We start from the raw sequence: 18,343 nt of genomic DNA on the forward strand, positions 1-18,343 counted from the left end.
GGAGTGCCGCCAGGGGCGCCTGCCGACATCGGCTGCTGCCCGCCGCCGAGCGCGCGCGGCGCACCCGGAGCACTCGGATTCTGGTTCGGGTCGAATGCATCGCCGCGGCGGCGAACGCCGGGCGCGCCGGGCTGCGGCGCTTCCTGAACGATCGGCGCGGGAGAAGCGATCTGGGGCTGCTCGTAACCCGGCTGCACGGCTTGCTGCTGCTGGCGATAGGCCGGTGCGGCCTGGGCGGGCGGCACCGCCGCGACATTGGGCTGGACCGGCGCCTGGCCGGGCGCGGCTTGCGCGCCGCCCTCGAGCGCCCGCAGGCGCTCTTCGAGCTGGCGGTTGCGGTATTGCAGCTCTTCGTTCTGGCCGGTGAGCTGGCGCAGCTGGTTCTCCAGCCGCTCGATCCGCATCTCAGGATCGGCATCCTCCGACTGCGCGAAGACGGGCGAGCACAAAGAGAGCAGCGCGGCGGTCGCCACGGTGCCGGTAATTGCCTTGAATTTCGATGACATCTTGCCCTGACGACGAAAGCGACGCGTCACGCGGCAGATCATTCGCCGCGCCACACAATGAAGAAGGGAGTACGCCAAAAATGTGACTGCCACCAAGGGGTTTCTGTCACGGATCGCTGAAACGAAACCGGCGCCCGAGAGGGGCGCCGGCATAATCCGTTTCTGAAGCTGAACGGCGCCTGACTGATCGTCAGGAGCTCGCGTTCAGCACGGTGACGGCGCGACGATTCTGCGACCAGCAGGAGATGTCGTTACAGACGGCCACCGGGCGCTCCTTGCCGTAGGAGATCGTGCGCATGCGGTTCGGGTCGATGCCGCGCGAGGCGAGGAACGACCGCACCGACTGGGCGCGGCGGGCGCCGAGCGCGATGTTGTATTCGCGGGTGCCGCGCTCGTCGGCATGACCTTCGATGGTGAAGCTGTAGCGCGGATAGGTCTGGAGCCACTGCGCCTGCTTCTCCAGGGTCACGATCGCCTGCGGGGTCAGATCGGTCTGGTCGCTTTCGAAGAACACGCGGTCGCCCACATTGACGACGAAATCCTGCTGGCTGCCAGGCGTCGCCGCGCTGGCCATCGCATCGGCACCCAGGTTCTTGTTGGCGCAGGCGCCCATCGACAGCGCAACGGCAAGCACCGCGGCCAGCTTCAATCCCTGGAGGATACGCATAGGATGTTTCATTCCGGAGCCTCCACGCTCGCGTTAGTCCACTGCTGTCCGGTCTACAGGGGGTTGGTTAAGCGAACGTTCCGTCAACCTTGATGGGACGTTGCCAAAGCCGGTCAAATGCCCCCCACCGGCGAAAAGCAACCGCTATGGTTAATGGGTTGTAAATGTGGCGCGAGGGTGAAGGCAAGCCGCGTGGTCGGCAAAAACGCCTGCGTTTGCCGGAATTTTGGGCTTAAAGGCCGATGTGAGGCGTCGAGAGGCCCGGCCGAAAGGCGCGCTGCGACCCGGAACTATGCCCGTCGCAGAATCAGCAGAATCAGACGAGAGCGGCGTCCGCCACCAGCACCGGCCGCTGCGGGACCTGGCGCTGGCCACCGCGACCGAACAGCATCCGCCGCTCGAAGGCGGTGGACCGCATGATCGGGTAGCGCTCGAACACCTTTTTGCGGAAGGTCGGAAAGTCCGCCGCCATCAGCCCGAACGGCTTGGTGAGGCCCGGAACCAGCCGGGGCTCGGCGATGGTCTCGTGCAGGAACACCCGCCGGTAGAAGGCCTGATGCTCGGGACGCACGATGGCAAGGCCGAGATCGGCATTGAAATGTTCGCAGGCCATATAGGCGAGCCGGGTCGTGAGATAAGGCAACTCCGGAACCCGCTTCACTTGGTCGGGATCGGCAACGAAGCGGGTCGGATCGATCATGACCTCGCCGCGATCGAGCCGCGGCAGCAGGATCTCCGGGAAGACATCGGCCGAGGTGGACTCGCGCCATTCCGAGGTCAGCACGCTGATGCGCACGGAGCTGCAGAGCTGGCCACGGAGATAGACGCCGAAGGTCCACGCATTCGGCAACTCGTCATAGCGGTCGGTGACCCGGGCTTCCGTCGATTCCTTGACAGCGCCCTCCCGCAGATAGGCGCGGTAGCGGAGGTTGTAGATTTCCTCCTTCTCCTCGGCCGTTTCCGCAAGATGATAGTCGACGTCGGTCAGGAGCTCCGCACCCCGTCCAACAGCCGAAATGACAGATCTGGCTGAGGACCGCATTCCAACTCCTTACCCCACAACTCACGACGCGCCGGCCTTACGCATTTACACAAGACAACCTGTGCGCGCGTGATGATTTGTTAACACCCCCTTAACAAGGATGCAAAGCATTCGAGGGGTTAGGGTTAACCCCCTAGGACTACAGCGACCCAGCAACAGCCTGAAATGACGGGACGTTTCGGGAAACAGACTCAGGCGAAGGAGCGCGAGCTGACGAGCTGGAGCAGGCTCTCGCCGCGCCGTCCATGCGAGGCGTTGAGGAGCTGGCGCATCCGCACGGAGGGCACCGGACGGCTGAACAGATAGCCCTGCGCCTCAGTGACGGTGCCGTCGGCGCTGATCAGCTCGAGCTGCTCGTTGGTCTCGATGCCCTCGACCACGACCGACATGCCGAGGTCGGCGGACAGCCGCGCCACGCCGCGCAGAAGCGTCAGCGGGCGGTCGCTGTCGATGCCCTCGAGGAAGGAGCGGTCGATCTTCACCTTCTGCATCGGGAAATTATGCAGGTAGCTGAGGCTCGAATAGCCGGTGCCGAAATCATCGAGCGAGATGCGCACGCCGAGGGCATGGAGCTGCGAGAGGATGTCGTGGGTGAGCTGGGTGTTGCGCAGCAGCGAGGACTCGGTGATCTCGATCTCGAGCCGATGCGCCGGCAGGCCCGACACTTCGAGCGCGTAGCGGATCTCGCTCAGCACGTCGCGCTGGTGGAATTGCTGCGGCGAGAAGTTGACGGCGACGCTGACGCTCTCCGGCCACTTCATGCATTCCATGCAGGCGCGGCGCAGGATCCAGCGGCCGAGATCGACGATCAGGCCCATGTCCTCGGCGACGGGGATGATGTCGACCGGCGAGACCGTGCCGCGCACCGGATGGTTCCAGCGCAGCAGCGCCTCGCAGGTGGTGATCCTGCCGGATCTCAGATTGACCAGCGGCTGATAGAACAGCTCGAACTCCTCGTTGGCGAGCGCCTTGCGCAGGTCGAGCTCGAGGATGCGGCGGGCCTCGACGGTCGCCGCCATCTCGTCGCGGAAGAAGCAGAAGGTGCCGCGACCGTCGGCCTTGGCGCGGTACAGCGCCATGTCGGCGTTCTTGAGTAGCGTATCGGCGCTGACGCGGCCCGGCGAGGTCAGCGCGATCCCGACGCTGGCGCCGATCTCAACCAGATGATTGTCGATACGGTAGCGCTCGCTCAGCCGCTCGACGATGCGGCGGGCCAGCGCCGCGGCGTCCTCGGGCGCGCTGATGTTCTGCTGGAACACGACGAACTCGTCGCCGCCGAAGCGGGCGACGAAATCCTCCGGCCGCAGCATCTCGCGCAGGCGGTTGGCGACCGCGCACAGCAGCTGGTCGCCGCAGGGATGACCGAGCGTGTCGTTGACCTGCTTGAACTGGTCGAGGTCGACGAACAGCAGCGCAGAGAGCCGTTCGGCATGGTGCGCGTTCGCCAGCAGCCGCTCGATCTCGTCGCGGAAGCTGACCCGGTTAGGGAGCGCGGTGAGCTCGTCATAGCGGGCGAGATGGCTGATCCGCGCCTCCGCATTGGTGCGTTCGGTGATGTCTTCCAGCAGCAGCACGGTGCCGCCGCGGGCCATCGGCTGGAACGTCCAGGCGAGCGTGCGGCCGCGTGAGGGATCCGGATCGGCGGTGACGATCTCGCAGATCCGCGCATGCTCGATCTCGGCCAGGACCTGGTTGCCGCTCTCCGCCGAGATCGACCCGGCAGCGATGCAGGCCGACACGATGTCGGCGGCAGTGGCGCCGCGCTTGACCAGGTTCTCGGGCAGCGCCATCAGCTCGCCGAAGCGATGGTTCATCACCGCAAGGCGGCCGTCGGCGCGAAACATGCACAGGCCGTGCGGCATATTGTTGAGCGCAGTGTCGAACTGGCTCGCCAGCGCGGATTCCCGAAAGCTCGAGGTCAGCGCCTTGACGAAGATCGCGTGCAGGCTGAGGTTGATGTTCTTCATGCCGATGAAGAAGAACACGAGCAGGATGGCGAGCCCGACATGGTAGAAGCCGCCATGCAGCAGCAGGGCCAGCGACATCGGACCGCAGGCGAGCGCGACGTGCCACTGGATCACCCGGGGCTGGCCGTAATTGCGGGCGGCGCCGCCCGCGGTGTAGCCGATGCCGATGGCGACACAGAGCATGTCGGCAATCGCATCCTCGTTATTGTAGATGACGACGAAGGCCCACAGGCCGAGCACCGCGGCATAGCTGAGCGCGCCGATCCAGTAGCGCGGCTCCAGATGCTTGGCCTCTTCGAATGACAGTGGGTGCGTTCGGTTTTCGTATCCGCGCATCTGGAATGCACGCCCGGTGCCGATGGCGATCAGCAGAAACGCGATCGGCCACAGCCAGACATCGCCGGTCTTCAGCGCAGTCATGACCGCGGCCACGGCCGCTGAGGCCGAGCCCAGGAAGATCGCCCAGAAATTCTGCACCATAGAGTTGATGAGAGCGGCGTAGAGTATGGGCTCCAGCTCGTCTCGATCGCTCTGCTTCTGGTCGGCCAGTTGCATTGGCTTGTTACGCGTCCTGTTTGGCGCGTACTTTTACCCAGCCGAGATGAAGCCTTTCTGAGGGAACGTCGTTAAAGTCGAGTTGTTTTTCGGCAATAGCGAACCTGTTTCTGCTGAAATATCAAGCAACTAGGCAAACGCTGCCGGGCACAAGGTAAAGGAAAGCTTGCGTCCGGCGCCGAACCCGAAAAAATCGGCGTGCCTCTTTCGAAAACATCACGCGTCCAAACGCGCGATGTTTCTACCCCAATGTTTTTAGCCGGGCGTCGCTGACAGCAGCGGCGACCACGCCGGGTCGGAGGCGAAGCCCGGCGTCGGCACTTTCAACTCGTTGCGGCCGGAGATGTCGACGGAGAACAGCGAGGGTCCGCCATTGCCGCCGGGATCGCGGAAGAACATCAACACGCGGCCGTTCGGCGAGAAGGTGGGGCCTTCGTTGTGGTAGCCGGAGGTGAGGAGCCGCTCGCCGGAGCCGTCCGGCTTCATGACTCCAATCGAGAACTGCCCGCCGCCCTGCCTGGTGAAGGCGATGTAGTCGCCGCGCGGCGACCACACCGGCGTCGAATAGGTGGCGTTGGTGTCGTCCTTGGAGAAGGAGATGCGCTGCGCCTGTCCGCCGCCCGCCGCCATGACATAGATCTGCGACCTGCCGCCACGATCGGATTCGAAGCAGATGCGGGTGCCGTCGGGCGAATAGGACGGCGAGGTGTCGATCGCCGGCGTGTCGGTGAGGCGCGTGGTCGAGCGCGAGCGCAGGTCCATCACAAACAGGTTGGAATTGCCGCCCTGCTGCAGGCTCATGATGACGCGCTGGCCGTCAGGCGAGAAGCGCGGCGCAAAGGTCATGCCCGGGAAGTTGCCGACGATCTCGCGCTGCCCGGTCTCGATGTTGAAGAGATAAACTCTCGGATCGCCCTGGCCGAACTCCATGTAGGTGATCTCTTGCGAGTTCGGCGAGAAGCGCGGCGTCAGCACGAGGTCGGAGCCGCGGGTCAGATAGCGCACATTGGCGCCGTCCTGGTCCATCATCGCGAGCCGCTTGACCCGGCGCTCCTTCGCGCCGGTCTCATCGACGAACACCACGCGGCTGTCGAAATAGCCCTTCTCGCCGGTCATCCGCTCGTAGATCTGGTCGGAGATGATGTGCGCGATGCGCCGCCAGTATTCCGGCGAGGTGAAATATTGCTGGCCAGCGAGCTGCTGGCCGGAGACCACGTCCCACAGGCGGAATTCGGCCTTGAGCCGTCCGTCCGGTTGCCGCGTCATCCGGCCGGTCACCAGCGCCTGCGCGTTGATGGTCTTCCAGTTCTGGAACTGAGGCGCGACGTCGATATTGTTGATGCGCTCGATGAAGGCGGCCTGGTCGATCGGGGCAAACAGGCCCGAGCGCTTCAGATTGTTGGTGATCACCTGCGTGACACCGTTGCCGACATCGCCGTCGGACGGCGAGCCCGGCAGGAAGTTGGTGATCGCGATCGGCACCGGCTGGAATTCGGTTGGGTCGATGCGAAGCCGCCCTTGCTGGGCCTGGGCGAAGGCTTGTCCGCTCCCAAGCAAGGCTTGTCCGCCCCCAAGCATAGCGAGCGCCGATCCGGTGACGGTCATGAAGCGGCGGCGGGTGATTGATCGAGCGTCTTTCATCGCAAAATTCTTTTGTTCGGATGTCACAACATATCTTTCAGGCCGAAAGTCATCGGAATGAGCTTCCAGCTCTCGTACTGCTGCTTCGGCATGAACGAATAGACCTGACACTGCACGATGGCGCGCTTGGCGCTCTCGGCGACAGCCTGGGCGATCGACCGCGAGGGTCCTCGCACCGCGACGACGATGGGTTCGGCCGCCAGCGATCCGTCGATCTTCATGGGAATGTCGATGTCGGCCTCGTACTGGTCGGCATCCTGCCCGTTATAGGTCGGTGTAAAGCAGCGCTTGACCGCGCCCTGGAACGCGCCCCGCCAGGTCGCAACGTTGCTGACCGCGGTGCCGGTGTTCGATCCAAGCGACGCGGACGCGTTCAGTGCTGAGCCGGTCAGCTCGTGCCGGGTCGGCTCGCGCTTGTCGAGGTCGCGCTGGATCTGCGCGGGGTCGAAGGTGCGCTCCTTGGGCTTCGGCTGCTGCTGCGGCTGCACTGCCGCGACCTTCGGCTGGGGCGGCTTGGGCGGCGGCTTCTTCGTTTCCAGCTTCTTCTGGAGCTCGGCGATCGGATCTTCCTTGGCCGGATCAGGCTTCTTTTCCTCCGGCTTCGGCTCTTGCTTCGGCTCTTCCTTGGGCTTGGCCTCGGCGACCGGCTTGGGCGGCTCGGGCTTCTTCTCGACCGGCTTCTCGGCGGGCTTCGGCGGCGGCTCGGGCGTCGAGGTGGTCTTGATCAGCTCTTTCTTCGTGGTGACCTTGCCGACGGCATCCTCGTCAGGCGGCGCGTCGGAGATCTTCTCGACCTTGGGCTTCGGCTCTTCCTTTTTGCCGGTCTTCTGCCCGGCGGTGATTTGCGCGAGCTGGTCGGTGGTGATGATGTCGATCGGAAGCGACTCTTCCGGCGCCACATAGGCTCTGCTGCTAAAGGTGATGAGCCCCCAGCCTATCACGAGGACATGGAGGGCAATCGACGCAACGAGTGTCTTGTCGACCTTCACGTTCACGGCTTACCCCTGATCCGCTTCCGTGACGAGCGCCAGCTTCTTGAATCCCGCGCCGGACAAGAGACCCATCACCCTGGCCACCGTCCCGTAATCCGCCTTCTTGTCGGCGCGCAGGTAGATGCGTTCCTCGAGCCCGCCGCGCGCGTCCGTGATCGCTTTGAGCTTCGGCACCAGCTCGTTGATCGCGATCTCGGCGTCGTTGATGAACACCTTGCCCTTGATGTCGACCGACATCTGGATCGGCTTCTGGTCGTTCTGCTCGAGGCTCTTGGCCTGGGTCTGAGGCAGGTCGAGCGGCACGCCGACCGTGAGCAGCGGCGCTGACACCATGAAGATGATGAGCAGCACCAGCATCACGTCGACCATCGGCGTGACGTTGATCTCGGCCATGACCGGCTTGCGCCGGCTGCGGCGGCCGCCGCCTCCGGACGAACTCGCGACGTTCATGCCCATGGTCTGGTGCCCAAATTGCCCTTCACACTATATGCCGTCCGTCAGCCCCGCTCGTCGATCTGACGCGACAGGATGGCTGAAAATTCATCGGCGAAGCCCTCAAGCCGCTGGGCCTGCCGGTTCACCTCGGAAGTGAACTTATTGTAGAAAATAGTGGCAGGAATGGCGGCGATAAGGCCGACGGCGGTCGCAAACAGCGCCTCGGCAATACCGGGGGCCACCACCGCCAGGGAGGTATTTTTCGACGCCGCGATAGACTGGAAGCTCGACATGATGCCCCAGACCGTGCCGAACAGGCCGACAAAGGGGCCGGCGGAGCCGACGGTCGCAAGCACCAGGAGCCGGCGTTCCAGCCGCTCGACCTCGCGCGCGATCGAGACGTTCATCACCTTGTCGATGCGCATCTGAAGACCCGCGACCGAGCGGGCATGGCTCTCGAAGGAACGCTTCCACTCGCGCATCGCCGCGACGAAGCAGGCTGCCATCGAATGCGTCGGCTTGGCCGAGAGCGTGCGATAGAGTTCCTCGATCGACTCGCCGGACCAGAAGGCCTGCTCGAAGCGGTCCATCGAGCGGCGGGTGCGGGCAAACAGGAAGATCTTGTCGATGGCGATCGCCCAGACCCAGACCGAGCAGGACAGAAGTCCCAGCATGACCCCTTTCACGATCCAGTGAGCCTGCCAGAACAGCGCGATCAGCGACACGTCCGCGGAAGCGGCAACCGGAAGGGCTGATTGAGCCACGTCGGCCGGATTCATAAGCAGTATCCTCTCAAGGCGGTCGTTACCTGATGTCTCCGGCCAGTAAATGACCGCCGGTTCCCCAACAGCCGCGCAAACCGGCGCGGCCGGCAAGCCCGCTCTAAGCCTTGTCTTTCTGGGGTGCAGGGGCTCGTCCAAAGCCGGCCGCCTGCATTCCCTGCCAAGATGTCAAAACTAAGGGCCTCGACCCGGGGCCTTGCCTTCGGGCTCCGGGCGCGATTGTCCGCAATTACCAGAGCCCGGCGATAGTTAATGCGGGGTTACCAGGGGCGAAATTGGCTGCGGGAAAGACAGGCAGCGCAGGGGGTTGGCCATCTGACCGCGGTAAGCGCGATCCAAGGATGCCATCGGATCGGGAGCCGCCAGCTCCGGGCCTGGTCAGTTCCCTCCCCCCTTGCGGGGGAGGGAGCGCAGTGCGCCGAGTGGCACTGCTGCGCGCTATGACGAAGGGCGGCTCGGGCTGCCCTCCCTCACCACCTCTCCTTCGAGGTGCGGACGTCGAGCTCGAACGACCACGCGCGCTCCGGCTGGCGGTAGAGGAAGGCGAAGGCATCGACGATGCCGTCGATGTCGATCAGGCTGTCCTCGCGGCCGGCCGCATCCGGAAAGCGCGTCAAGATCTTGTCGCCGGCGATCGCGCCGTCGATCACGACATGGCCGACATGGATGCCGTCGGGCGCGTATTCCTTGGCCATGGCCTGCGCCAGTGTACGCAGGCCGGCCTTGGCCGAGTTGAAGGCGCCATAGCCGGAGCGCCCGCGCAGCGAGGCGCTGGCGCCGGTGAAGAGCAGCGTGCCGGCCTTCTTCGGCGCCATGCGGCGCACCGCCTCGCGGCCGAACAGGAAACCGCCGAAGCACACAACGCGCCAGGCTTGCTCGAAATAGTCGGCCTCCATCTCGATGATCTTGCCGGGCGTGTTGTTGCCGGCGTTGTAGATGGCGAGGTCGAGGTTTTCGCCGGCTGCATCGAACAGCGCGGCGACGTCGCTCTCCTTGGTCGCGTCCGCGACGAAGGGGACAGCCGCCCCGCCCGCCTTCCCGATATCGCCGGCGACCGCCTGCAATGCGGACTGCGTCCGCCCCGCGACGATCACCTTGAGCCCGTCGGCCGCAAAGCGCTTGCAGAGCCGGGCCCCGAGCCCGCGGTCCGGACCGACGCCGATCACGATTGCCGTCTTCATTTGCACGTCTCCTGGAGATCGATTGATGGCTCAGGCCGCCGAGACAGGTTCAGGGCAATTGGTCAGCCGCGCGGGATTGCCGACCGCGGTGCAACCGCCCGGCACGTCGCTGGTCACGACGGTGCCGGCGCCGATCTTCGCAAGATCGCCGATGCTGATGTCGCCGAGGATGGTCGCGCCAGCTCCGATGAAAACGCCGCGGCCGATGCGCGGCGTCGGCAGTTCACTGCGGCGACCTATGCTGACATTCTGGAGGATGGTGACCTCGTCGCCGATGACGACGTTGGCGCCGATCACGATGCCCGTGGCATGGTCGAGATAGACGGACGACCCGATGCTGGCGGCCGGATGAATGCTGACTTGCAAGACGTTCGACGCCTCGTTCTGAAACAGCAGCGCCGCATCGATGTGACCGCAGCGCCAGAGCCAGTTCGAGACGCGCCAGGCCTGCAGCGCGACATAGCCCTTGAAATGCAGCAGCGGCGGCAACAGGCCGCTGATGGCAGGGTCGCGGTGCACGATGGCCTGCAAATCATGGCCGGCCGCTTCGATCAGTTCCGGCTGGCCGCGAAAGGCGTCGAGGGAAAAAGCTGTGAAACACGCGCGCTCGGCCGCGCCGGCACCAAGCCGGCGCCCGATCAGATCGGCCAGAGCTGCGGCAAAATCATCGTGGGCAAGAATGGCGCCGACAAGAGCCTTGCCGAAGATCGGGTCTGCGTCCGCCGCGCGCTGCGCCTCGCCGCGTATCCTCTGCCAGAGGCCGTCGTTCGTCACGGTCGCAGCTGCCATCATCGCCGCCTCCGGTGTTTTGGCTCTTTTTCTTCTGACGTGTCGAATATAGGCCGTGGGCAGCCCGCGCGCCACGCCGCGTCAGCGGCACGCGTGGCTATCCAAGCGCCGCGCCGCTGCTCCCCGTGAGGCTACGAGCTTGCATGCCAGGCATCCGCAACCATATAGTCAGTCGAGCTTTAGGCCGACGCTGCTTTGGCCAGGGGTGCACACGCAAAGCATCTCGTTCAAGTCCCCGCGGTGGTCCGCCATCCGCGGGTTTTTCGTGCGCGGCCGCCTTCGGCGCTGCCGACGCGAATCCCTGATCCCCCTCACCCGAGGTCACGCTGACACATGTCGCCCAACGCCCCTGCCGACGACCATCACGACGACATTATGTACCCCTCTGCCGTGCCGTTCCTGTTGGTCCATCTCGGCTGTGTTGCGTCCATCTGGACAGGCGTCACCTGGCAAGCCGTAGCGATCTGCGGTTCACTGTATATCGTGCGCATGTTTGCAATCGGCGCAGGCTACCACCGCTATTTCTCCCATCGGGCTTTTGCGACCGGCCGGGTGTTTCAGTTCATCCTGGCCTGGCTCGCGCAAAGCAGCGCGCAGAAGAGCGTTTTATGGTGGGCGGCCAAGCATCGACACCATCATCTGCATTCCGATACCGAAATCGACGTGCATTCACCACGTCACCGCGGCTTCCTGTACAGCCACCTCGGCTGGATTTTCTCCCGCCAGCACGACGCGACCGACCTCGTGAAAGTCGGCGATCTCGCGGGCTATCCGGAACTGATGTGGCTGCATCGGCTGGAACTCCTGCCGGCCGTTGCGCTTGCAACGCTCTGCTTCCTCGCTGCGGGGTGGTCGGGTCTGGTCGTCGGCTTCCTGTGGAGCACGGTGCTGCTTTATCACGCGACCTTCTGCATCAATTCCCTCGCGCATGTGCATGGACGCAAGCGATATGTGACGGGTGATGATTCCCGCAACAACTGGCTGTTGGCGTTATTCACCCTGGGTGAGGGCTGGCACAACAATCACCACGCCTACCAAAGCAGCGTACGACAGGGCTTTCGCTGGTGGGAAGTCGACGTGACCTATTACATCCTGAAGGCCTTGTCCTGGTTTGGCGTCGTCTGGAACATGAAGGCGCCGCCCGACTTGGTGCTGCGCAACGAGCAGCCGCTCGGCTCGCGGGTCATCCATCGGGCGGCCCGCGAGCTTGCGGGACGGTTCGACGCGCAGGCTCTGGCGCACGCTATCTCGTCGGCGCTGCGCCGAGCCGATTTGGCCCAGTTGCAACTGCCAACGCTGCACGACATCTTCAATCGCGCGCATGAAGGCGTCGATGCGCTGACACATCTGCATTTGCCGAAAATTCCGACCCGCGACGAGTTTCTCGCCGAGGCCAAGGCGACGTTCGCGCGAACGCGATCACTTAACGAGATCGTGGACCACGCCTACGAACACTTCCTGACGTCGGTTCGCGCGCAACTCGCCACGGTGAGCTTGACCAAGGCGATCTGAACGTCGCGGCTGCCAGCCGCGCCCCAACAACCAAACCGCCCGCCTGCGGGTTGCGCAAGCGGGCGGCTCGGGGCCATCAGGACTATGGGGGCATGCGCCTGAAGGCTTTGAGATGTGGGTCCCAGATCAGCCCTGCGGCTGGTCGGTCGGCGGCGGCGTCGGGCGCGTCTTATGCTGCGCCATGAACTGGTCGAACTCTTCCTTGTCCTTGGCGTGGCGCAGACGGTCGAGGAAGTTCCTGAACTCGACCTGCTCTTCCTCGAGCCGGCGCAGCGTTTCAGTGCGGTACTCGTCGAAGGCGCGATTGCCGGAAGACGGCGGCCCGAAGCCAAAGCCGAAACCGCGGCGCTCCATACGGTCGCGCATGCGATCCATCCTGTACTGCATCCGCTCCATCTTGTTCTGCCAGCGATCCTGGTTGCTCCAGCACGACATTCTTCTGCTCCCGAGTGTGAAAAAGAGAAGGGCAAGTCCGATCGGCCACCAGATGATGAAGCCGAGGATGGTCACGGCGATCCAGCCGGGATGCCAGGGCGTATCGAGCATGTGGGGGCGCTCATAGTGTTGGTCCGAAGGGCCGCGCCATCGATTGACATCAGCGGTGTAGGCCATTTCCCATCTCCATCACGGCACCAGCGCCGTTGTGAATGTAAATAACATTTACATAGCTAGACGATCCCGCGATTTTGTCAAGCCGACCGCCAGACAGGGCGGGCGAATTATTTGCGCAATTTTATTTCGGCTTGCCCCAGGGGCCGCCGGGAGGCACGCCAGAACCGGAGGAAGCCTCCGGTGGCACCGGCGGCGGCTCGGCGCCCTTGCCCGGGGGACGGCGATCGGTCGGGAAGCCGAGACCGCGCAGATAGATCAGCACCTCGGCTTCGAGCAGCTCATCCGGCGACATCGGCAGTTTTCGGCGCGCGGCATCGCCGCGGGAAAACAGCGAGGCGACGCCATGCGCCATCGACCAGATGTGCAGCGCCATCATCATCGCGGGAGGACGCGGCGTGCCGAGGGGTGCGAGTGCCGCGAGGCGCTCCGCCGCAGCGCGAATGATGTTGAAGGCGCGTTCGCTCGCGGCCTGCAGCGCGGGATTGGCATCGACCGGCAGGCCCGACTCGAACATCGCGTTGTAGAAGGCGGGCTCCTCGCGAGCGAAGGCGAGATAGGCCTTGCCGACGCGCTCGAACGCCGTGACCGTATCGGGCCGCCCGTCGTCCCAGGCTGCGGTCAGACGCTGCTCAAACTGCTCGAAGCCGCGCTGGGCGATCGAGGACAACAGCTCGTCGCGGTCGCGGAAATGCCGGTAAGGCGCCGCCGCGCTGACGCCGGCCATGCGCGCGGCATCGGCAAAGGTGAAGCCAGCCGCGCCCTTCTCGGCGATCAACCCGAGGGCGGCCTGCAACAGGGCTTCCTTGAGATTACCGTGATGATAGCCGCGCTCGGCGCGGCTCTGCTCCTTGCGCCAGCTCATGTGAACGACTTTTACATGAGCCGGGCGTGAAGGTCACTAGCGGCGATCGCGGGTGATTAACCCGTACTTTCACGGGTCGTTCTCGCGCTTCGGGGGGCGGCTCTGTCGAGCCGCCCCCGAGGCCGAGCTAACCGCCCGGGATCGGCAGCACCGGCATGATCTCGACGCGCTCGCCGGGGAAGATCGCAAAGTGCGGGTGGTTCTCGAACATTCTTGCCGCGGCTTCATGGGAGGCGGCGCGGACCACGGTGAAGGCGCCCATCTCGTTGGCGATGTCGGCGACGCCCTTCGCGTCGACTTTCTTGGTCTTGCCGAGCGGGCCGCCCATGGCCTGGATCGCGCCTTGGTGCTTCTCGACCCAGCCCTTCCAGGCCGCCATGCCCTCCTGCTCTTTCGCCTTGCGCTCGGCGTCGGACATCGCATTCCACGCGGCCCATTTCGGGCTGTTCTTGCTGCCGAGGAAAACGGCGAGATAGGTATCGGTGCTCATCGGTCGTTTCTCCCTTTGTTGTCGATTGAACGCGGTGGGTCGTTGCTGACTACTTCTTGAGGTCGTCGAAGCCAGCCACGACCTCCTGTACGTCAGGCGGAAAATCCGTGATCTCCTGCACCTGCCGGATCTCGATGATTTCGTTCGGCGACGCCGGACACTTCCTGGCCCAGGCGATCGCTTCCTCGCGCGAGGCAACCTCGATCATCCAGTAGCCGCCCAGGACTTCCTTGGCCTCTGCGAAGGGGCCGTCGGTCACAATAGGCTCGCCGGTCGCAAACGAGACGCGCGCGCCCGTGGACGGCGGATGCAGGCCGTCGAGAGTGATCAGCACGCCGGCATCCTTCAGCGCCTCGTTGTAGCGCATCATCGCGGCGATACGCTCGGGATCGAGTTGAACGTCCGCCGGCGCACTCTCGTAGCCGAGCGGGATCATCAGCATCATGAAACGCATGGGGGTCCTGTTTTCACTCTCATCCCGGAATGCGCCGCAAGGCGCAGGTCCGGAACCATTGATCGATCGACATTGTCTTGGGTCCGGCCGAACTGGCCTGTGCTCCCTCGTAAGACGAACGAGGTTTTACAGAACCGACAGGGCCGCGGAAATTATTTCGGAGGTCATTTTCTGAAGATCGTGCCGGACCGCTAGCGCGACTGCGGGAGAAAACGATCGTCCTGCCAGGCCGCGCCGAAATAGACGTCGATGCGCCGGACCTTGCCGCCTTCAAAGGTGAAGAACTCCGTATTCCGGAAGCTCCTGCCATCTCTTGCCAGGCAGTGATAGGTGACGAAGGCCTCATTGCCCCGGACGAAGATGCGCTCGATATCGTGGCGGGCGATCCAGCCGGTGTCGCGCCAACAGCGCTCGAAATAGGTCGCCTTGTCGAGGTCGTCATCGAACGGGCTGGTGAAACGGAAATCATCGGCGAGTGCATCGCTGACCTGTTGCCGGTCGTTGGCGAGATAGGCGGCGAAAAGGTTTCGAATAAGGCGTTCGAAGTCATCGGGCATCGGTCGGTCTCCAGGGGCCAGTCCTCTGCAAGACGATCCGCAAGCCGCAACACCGACAGCCTGTCGCAGCCGCTGGTGCGCGGAATGCGAATATTTTTCAGATCGCGCCCGTGGAACTACGGGTGCAGCGCGGCAAGTTTATGAATTCCGCCGTGCATATGAATAGAGAACGCTCGTGAACTGAATGAGATGCTCGGGAAACTACGGACGGCACCCAGCGCACGCGGGCGAAGCCGGTCGCGGCTTCGCTGTGGTCGCCTCCGAGGTGAAGAACCTCGCGAGCCAGGCGAAGCAGGCGACCGATACGATCTCCGCGGAGATCAACGCGCCGAACACCATCGCCGGAGACGTCGCGAGCTCGCTCACCGCAATCAAGGCCGCGATCGCCGGCGTCAGCGAGTTCATCGCTTCCACCGCCGCCGCGGTCGAGGAGCAGAGCATCGTGACGGCGGACATGTCGGCCAACATACAGCGCGCGTCGGCGGAGCTATCGTAGGCTCTCCCAGATACTCCCCCGTCATCCCCGCGCAACCGCGAAGCGGTTGTCGCTGGAGGTGCTCACCGTGCAAAGCACGGTGAGCCTCGAAGAATGAATCGGCCCGATGCGGCCGGGCCGTCGCCCTTCGAGGGCCCCTTCGCGGCCACCTCAGGGTGACGGTGCGCGCAATCAACCGGCTCTCGCCAGGGTCTTTCTCGCCGGGACGAAAGCGCAGTAGAAGGAGCGCGCGCCCGCGCGCGACCACCCCTTTCGACACAGGACAGATCAGCCGATGCCGCAAGCCCCGCAAAAAGTCGCCCTCGTCACCGGAGCCGCGCGCGGCATCGGACTTGCGACCGCCAAGAAATTCCTGGCCGAAGGCTGGCGCGTGGCACTGCTCGACATCGAGGGTGAGTTGCTCGGCCGTGCGATCGTCGAGCTCGGCCGGGGCGAGGCAGCGCTGGCATTGACCTGCGACGTCTCGAACGCGACCGCGGTCGGCGCCGCGATGACGACGATCGAGCGGCAGTTCGGCCGGCTCGACGCGCTCGTCAACAATGCCGGGATCGCCGTGTTCGCGCCAATGATGGAGACGTCGGAGGCCGACTGGCGCCGCGTGCTCGACGTCAACCTCACCGGCCCGTTCCTGTGCACCAAGGCCGCGGTGCCGCTGATGCGCGACGGCAATGGCGGCGCGATCGTCAACATCACCTCGATCTCGGCCGTGCGCGCCTCGACGTTGCGCTCCGCCTACGGCACCAGCAAGGCGGGACTCGCGCACCTGACCAAGCAACTCGCGGTCGAGCTCGCCTCGCTCAACATCCGCGTCAACGCGGTCGCGCCGGGACCGGTCGACACCGCGATGGCGAAGCAGGTGCACACCAAGGAGATCCGCGCCGACTATCACGACGCCATTCCGCTCAACCGCTACGGCCTGGAAGAGGAACTCGCCGAAGCGATCTACTTCCTGTGCTCGGCGCGTGCGAGCTACATCACCGGCCAAATTTTGGCCGTCGATGGCGGGTTCGATGCGGCGGGTATCGGCCTGCCGACGCTGCGCGGCCAGCGCCGAAACGGGTAGGCAGGAGAATTGTAAGGTGGGCAAAGGCGCGAAAGTGCCGTGTCCACCATCGTTCCGGACGCGCGGCGCTTTGGTAGGCACGCGGAGCCTGTCATCGGGCGCGCATTCGCGCGACCCGGTGGCTCTGCCCACCCTACGGGATCGAGTTTGTGGAGTGCTTCATGCGACGCGTCACTTTCACCAAAACCTTGATGCTGGCCGCGGCCCTGCTCGCGCCCGTGCCTGTAAGAGCCGAAGTCCGCATCATCGAGAGCCCGGGCGGACGGGTCGGACCGTTCCTCGACCTGTTCGAGAAGGTGCGCGAGAGCGGCGACCGCGTGGTGATCGACGGTCCCTGCCTGTCCGCCTGCACGCTGGTGCTGAGCATCGTGCCGGGCAATCGCATCTGCGTCACAAAACGCGCCGTGCTCGGCTTCCATGCGGCGCGCTCGGTCGACCGGCGCGGGCGCTTCTATGCCGAACCGGAAGCATCCGAAGCGGTGCTTGCTGCCTATCCCGGCCCGGTGCGCGACTGGATCGACCGCCACGGCGGCCTCACCTCGCGGTTGCTTTTGCTCAGAGGGCGCGACCTCGCCGCGATCTATGCGCGCTGCCGATAAGGATCTGGCGGCCGTCAGCAGTAGGACCGGGTTGAATCCGCTCCTGTCCGGCGATTGGGCAATCCTGCAGAATTCCGACTCGCCGGGCGCTGAATCCGCTCAAGCGCTTCGCAATGCCTGCCCAATTTAAGCGGTTTCCGGCTTTTCCCGACCGTCTATGATGGTGCCGGCCAAGCTGAGGCCGCTCCGGGGCGCGATGGCCGCGGGGGTCGTCATAATCTCAGCAGTGATCGCTAGACTAGATCTCAGCAGTGATCGCGAGCGTCAGCTTCACGCTCCTCGCATTGCTCGTGAGCTAACAGGCAGACTCGGCGGCGCAAATGCGCCGGTCGCTCGCTGCGTCCGGCCTAATAGAAGCTCTGAATCGTCTGCGCCAATTCCAGGCTTGCGCAGATGAGCATGCCCCAAAGTGCAAAATTGATCTGTAGCGCCGCTGCCATCGGTCGCTCCCCTTCCAAGTTACGCCCACCCCAATTTGTAAAGTTTATGAACTAATTATTATCGATTCTGCGCGGAGTTCACAGCTTAATATTGCGCCAGTTGTTGTGCGATGCGGTCCGCATCATTTCACGAAGCGGCCTCACTGCTCTCGCAAAGTGATGCGAATCGAGACTCCATGTTCTGCCATGCCGGCCACCCCGTTTGCCTTAAGTTCCATTTAACCGGCGCGATGCAAACCTTCCCACGCGGATTTTGCGTGTCGCGTACCGCACCAAAGGTCCGGCATGATGCGACTCGGCTTTGTCTTGCTCACTTTTTGCGCAGCGCTCATGGGATGCGCAGTAGCGCCGGCGCAGGAGCGTCGCCCAATCGCATGGGATGGCCTCGGCCAAGACCCGAACCGAGCCCCGAACCGAGCCTCGAACCGGCCTTCAGTCTCGAAACGGCGCGCGCCGACTCACACTGCTGCAGAGAGCGGTCCGAATCAGGAACGGGAAAGAGTGCTCGGCACCCTGCGCCCCTACTCCGACGCATGGTGGGCGGTCCACGACGAGATCGAGGCGGAGAATGACAGGCAGCTCGGCACGAAGCTCGTGATCTGCCCTCGCTGCGTTCAGTCGTCGCCGCCCAGCGAGGACGTAACCGGATCGATCCGGTGAGAAGGCCTACAGCCGATCGGCCGTCCGACATTCACGACTTT

18 protein-coding genes and 2 pseudogenes are annotated in these 18,343 nt (G+C 64.3%); 5 read left to right on the forward strand and 15 right to left on the reverse strand.

Annotation, left to right across the window (positions count from 1 at the left end; all coding sequences use genetic code 11):
* The 10 genes and pseudogenes from AC630_RS26265 to AC630_RS26310 all read right to left on the reverse strand — a co-directional run.
* A pseudogene (locus AC630_RS26265) lies at positions 1–506 on the reverse strand (tol-pal system protein YbgF); the annotation flags it as partial.
* Between the two features lie 190 nt (positions 507–696).
* Entirely contained in the window at positions 697–1,185 is a 489-nt protein-coding gene (pal, locus tag AC630_RS26270) for a peptidoglycan-associated lipoprotein Pal (protein WP_074121319.1), read from the reverse strand.
* A 304-nt stretch (positions 1,186–1,489) separates the two neighbouring features.
* On the reverse strand, positions 1,490–2,215 hold the full coding sequence (locus AC630_RS26275) for an N-acyl amino acid synthase FeeM domain-containing protein (protein WP_074121320.1): 726 nt from the start codon (positions 2,213–2,215) through the stop codon (positions 1,490–1,492).
* A gap of 191 nt (positions 2,216–2,406) precedes the next feature.
* On the reverse strand, positions 2,407–4,737 hold the full coding sequence (locus AC630_RS26280) for a putative bifunctional diguanylate cyclase/phosphodiesterase (protein WP_074121321.1): 2,331 nt from the start codon (positions 4,735–4,737) through the stop codon (positions 2,407–2,409).
* A 255-nt stretch (positions 4,738–4,992) separates the two neighbouring features.
* Positions 4,993–6,378, reverse strand: a complete 1,386-nt coding sequence (tolB, locus tag AC630_RS26285) for a Tol-Pal system beta propeller repeat protein TolB (RefSeq protein ID WP_208867050.1) — start codon at positions 6,376–6,378, stop codon at positions 4,993–4,995.
* A gap of 23 nt (positions 6,379–6,401) precedes the next feature.
* On the reverse strand, positions 6,402–7,373 hold the full coding sequence (tolA, locus tag AC630_RS26290) for a cell envelope integrity protein TolA (protein ID WP_074121322.1): 972 nt from the start codon (positions 7,371–7,373) through the stop codon (positions 6,402–6,404).
* A 3-nt stretch (positions 7,374–7,376) separates the two neighbouring features.
* Complete coding sequence (tolR, locus tag AC630_RS26295) at positions 7,377–7,826, reverse strand: protein TolR (protein ID WP_028173005.1); 450 nt, start codon at positions 7,824–7,826, stop codon at positions 7,377–7,379.
* A 41-nt stretch (positions 7,827–7,867) separates the two neighbouring features.
* Positions 7,868–8,584 carry a protein TolQ gene (tolQ, locus tag AC630_RS26300; RefSeq protein WP_074121323.1) on the reverse strand — a complete coding sequence of 239 codons (717 nt, stop codon included), beginning with the start codon at positions 8,582–8,584 and terminating at the stop codon, positions 7,868–7,870.
* A gap of 473 nt (positions 8,585–9,057) precedes the next feature.
* A complete protein-coding gene (locus AC630_RS26305; protein ID WP_074121324.1) occupies positions 9,058–9,768 on the reverse strand; it encodes an SDR family NAD(P)-dependent oxidoreductase in 711 nt (236 codons plus the stop codon).
* 30 nt (positions 9,769–9,798) lie between these two features.
* A complete protein-coding gene (locus AC630_RS26310; RefSeq protein ID WP_074121325.1) occupies positions 9,799–10,560 on the reverse strand; it encodes a serine acetyltransferase domain-containing protein in 762 nt (253 codons plus the stop codon).
* Positions 10,561–10,890: 330 nt separating this feature from the next.
* On the opposite strand from AC630_RS26310, the gene AC630_RS26315 reads away from it, so the two are divergent.
* On the forward strand, positions 10,891–12,069 hold the full coding sequence (locus AC630_RS26315; RefSeq protein ID WP_074121326.1) for an acyl-CoA desaturase: 1,179 nt from the start codon (positions 10,891–10,893) through the stop codon (positions 12,067–12,069).
* A gap of 126 nt (positions 12,070–12,195) precedes the next feature.
* Here the strand turns inward: AC630_RS26315 and AC630_RS26320 are convergent, their stop codons facing one another.
* From AC630_RS26320 to AC630_RS26340, 5 genes are all read right to left on the reverse strand, one after another.
* Positions 12,196–12,681 (reverse strand): DUF2852 domain-containing protein, encoded by a 486-nt coding sequence (locus tag AC630_RS26320; protein ID WP_074121328.1) that lies wholly within the window; start codon positions 12,679–12,681, stop codon positions 12,196–12,198.
* Between the two features lie 121 nt (positions 12,682–12,802).
* Positions 12,803–13,543 carry a TetR/AcrR family transcriptional regulator gene (locus AC630_RS26325; protein WP_074121329.1) on the reverse strand — a complete coding sequence of 247 codons (741 nt, stop codon included), beginning with the start codon at positions 13,541–13,543 and terminating at the stop codon, positions 12,803–12,805.
* Positions 13,544–13,670: 127 nt separating this feature from the next.
* On the reverse strand, positions 13,671–14,033 hold the full coding sequence (locus AC630_RS26330; protein ID WP_074121331.1) for a hypothetical protein: 363 nt from the start codon (positions 14,031–14,033) through the stop codon (positions 13,671–13,673).
* A gap of 49 nt (positions 14,034–14,082) precedes the next feature.
* Positions 14,083–14,487: a YciI family protein gene (locus AC630_RS26335; RefSeq protein ID WP_074121332.1), complete on the reverse strand. Its 405-nt coding sequence runs from the start codon at positions 14,485–14,487 to the stop codon at positions 14,083–14,085.
* A 191-nt stretch (positions 14,488–14,678) separates the two neighbouring features.
* A complete protein-coding gene (locus AC630_RS26340) occupies positions 14,679–15,044 on the reverse strand; it encodes a nuclear transport factor 2 family protein (RefSeq protein WP_074121333.1) in 366 nt (121 codons plus the stop codon).
* A 217-nt stretch (positions 15,045–15,261) separates the two neighbouring features.
* On the opposite strand from AC630_RS26340, the pseudogene AC630_RS26345 reads away from it, so the two are divergent.
* From AC630_RS26345 to AC630_RS26360, 4 genes and pseudogenes are all read left to right on the forward strand, one after another.
* A pseudogene (locus AC630_RS26345) lies at positions 15,262–15,540 on the forward strand (methyl-accepting chemotaxis protein); the annotation flags it as partial.
* A 274-nt stretch (positions 15,541–15,814) separates the two neighbouring features.
* Positions 15,815–16,603, forward strand: coding sequence for an SDR family NAD(P)-dependent oxidoreductase (locus AC630_RS26350; RefSeq protein ID WP_074121334.1), 789 nt, complete (start codon positions 15,815–15,817; stop codon positions 16,601–16,603).
* A gap of 161 nt (positions 16,604–16,764) precedes the next feature.
* Positions 16,765–17,202, forward strand: coding sequence for a hypothetical protein (locus tag AC630_RS26355; protein ID WP_074121335.1), 438 nt, complete (start codon positions 16,765–16,767; stop codon positions 17,200–17,202).
* 725 nt (positions 17,203–17,927) lie between these two features.
* Positions 17,928–18,302 (forward strand): hypothetical protein, encoded by a 375-nt coding sequence (locus tag AC630_RS26360; RefSeq protein ID WP_074121337.1) that lies wholly within the window; start codon positions 17,928–17,930, stop codon positions 18,300–18,302.
* The last annotated feature ends 41 nt before the right edge of the window (positions 18,303–18,343 follow it).

Source organism: Bradyrhizobium sp. AS23.2 (assembly GCF_001908185.1).
Taxonomy (GTDB): Bacteria; Pseudomonadota; Alphaproteobacteria; order Rhizobiales; family Xanthobacteraceae; genus Bradyrhizobium.

Bases quoted from the DNA above. Each gene is read 5' to 3' on its own strand.
- AC630_RS26330 (WP_074121331.1), bottom strand. From the start codon at position 14,033: ATGAGCACCGATACCTATCTCGCCGTTTTCCTCGGCAGCAAGAACAGC.
- AC630_RS26315 (WP_074121326.1), top strand. From the start codon at position 10,891: ATGTCGCCCAACGCCCCTGCCGACGACCATCACGACGACATTATGTAC.
- AC630_RS26360 (WP_074121337.1), top strand. From the start codon at position 17,928: ATGATGCGACTCGGCTTTGTCTTGCTCACTTTTTGCGCAGCGCTCATG.
- AC630_RS26350 (WP_074121334.1), top strand. From the start codon at position 15,815: ATGCCGCAAGCCCCGCAAAAAGTCGCCCTCGTCACCGGAGCCGCGCGC.
- AC630_RS26320 (WP_074121328.1), bottom strand. From the start codon at position 12,681: ATGGCCTACACCGCTGATGTCAATCGATGGCGCGGCCCTTCGGACCAA.
- tolR (WP_028173005.1), bottom strand. From the start codon at position 7,826: ATGGGCATGAACGTCGCGAGTTCGTCCGGAGGCGGCGGCCGCCGCAGC.
- pal (WP_074121319.1), bottom strand. From the start codon at position 1,185: ATGAAACATCCTATGCGTATCCTCCAGGGATTGAAGCTGGCCGCGGTG.
- tolB (WP_208867050.1), bottom strand. From the start codon at position 6,378: ATGAAAGACGCTCGATCAATCACCCGCCGCCGCTTCATGACCGTCACC.
- AC630_RS26325 (WP_074121329.1), bottom strand. From the start codon at position 13,543: ATGAGCTGGCGCAAGGAGCAGAGCCGCGCCGAGCGCGGCTATCATCAC.
- tolQ (WP_074121323.1), bottom strand. From the start codon at position 8,584: ATGAATCCGGCCGACGTGGCTCAATCAGCCCTTCCGGTTGCCGCTTCC.
- AC630_RS26280 (WP_074121321.1), bottom strand. From the start codon at position 4,737: ATGCAACTGGCCGACCAGAAGCAGAGCGATCGAGACGAGCTGGAGCCC.
- AC630_RS26335 (WP_074121332.1), bottom strand. From the start codon at position 14,487: ATGCGTTTCATGATGCTGATGATCCCGCTCGGCTACGAGAGTGCGCCG.
- AC630_RS26310 (WP_074121325.1), bottom strand. From the start codon at position 10,560: ATGATGGCAGCTGCGACCGTGACGAACGACGGCCTCTGGCAGAGGATA.
- AC630_RS26305 (WP_074121324.1), bottom strand. From the start codon at position 9,768: ATGAAGACGGCAATCGTGATCGGCGTCGGTCCGGACCGCGGGCTCGGG.
- AC630_RS26355 (WP_074121335.1), top strand. From the start codon at position 16,765: ATGCGACGCGTCACTTTCACCAAAACCTTGATGCTGGCCGCGGCCCTG.
- AC630_RS26340 (WP_074121333.1), bottom strand. From the start codon at position 15,044: ATGCCCGATGACTTCGAACGCCTTATTCGAAACCTTTTCGCCGCCTAT.
- AC630_RS26275 (WP_074121320.1), bottom strand. From the start codon at position 2,215: ATGCGGTCCTCAGCCAGATCTGTCATTTCGGCTGTTGGACGGGGTGCG.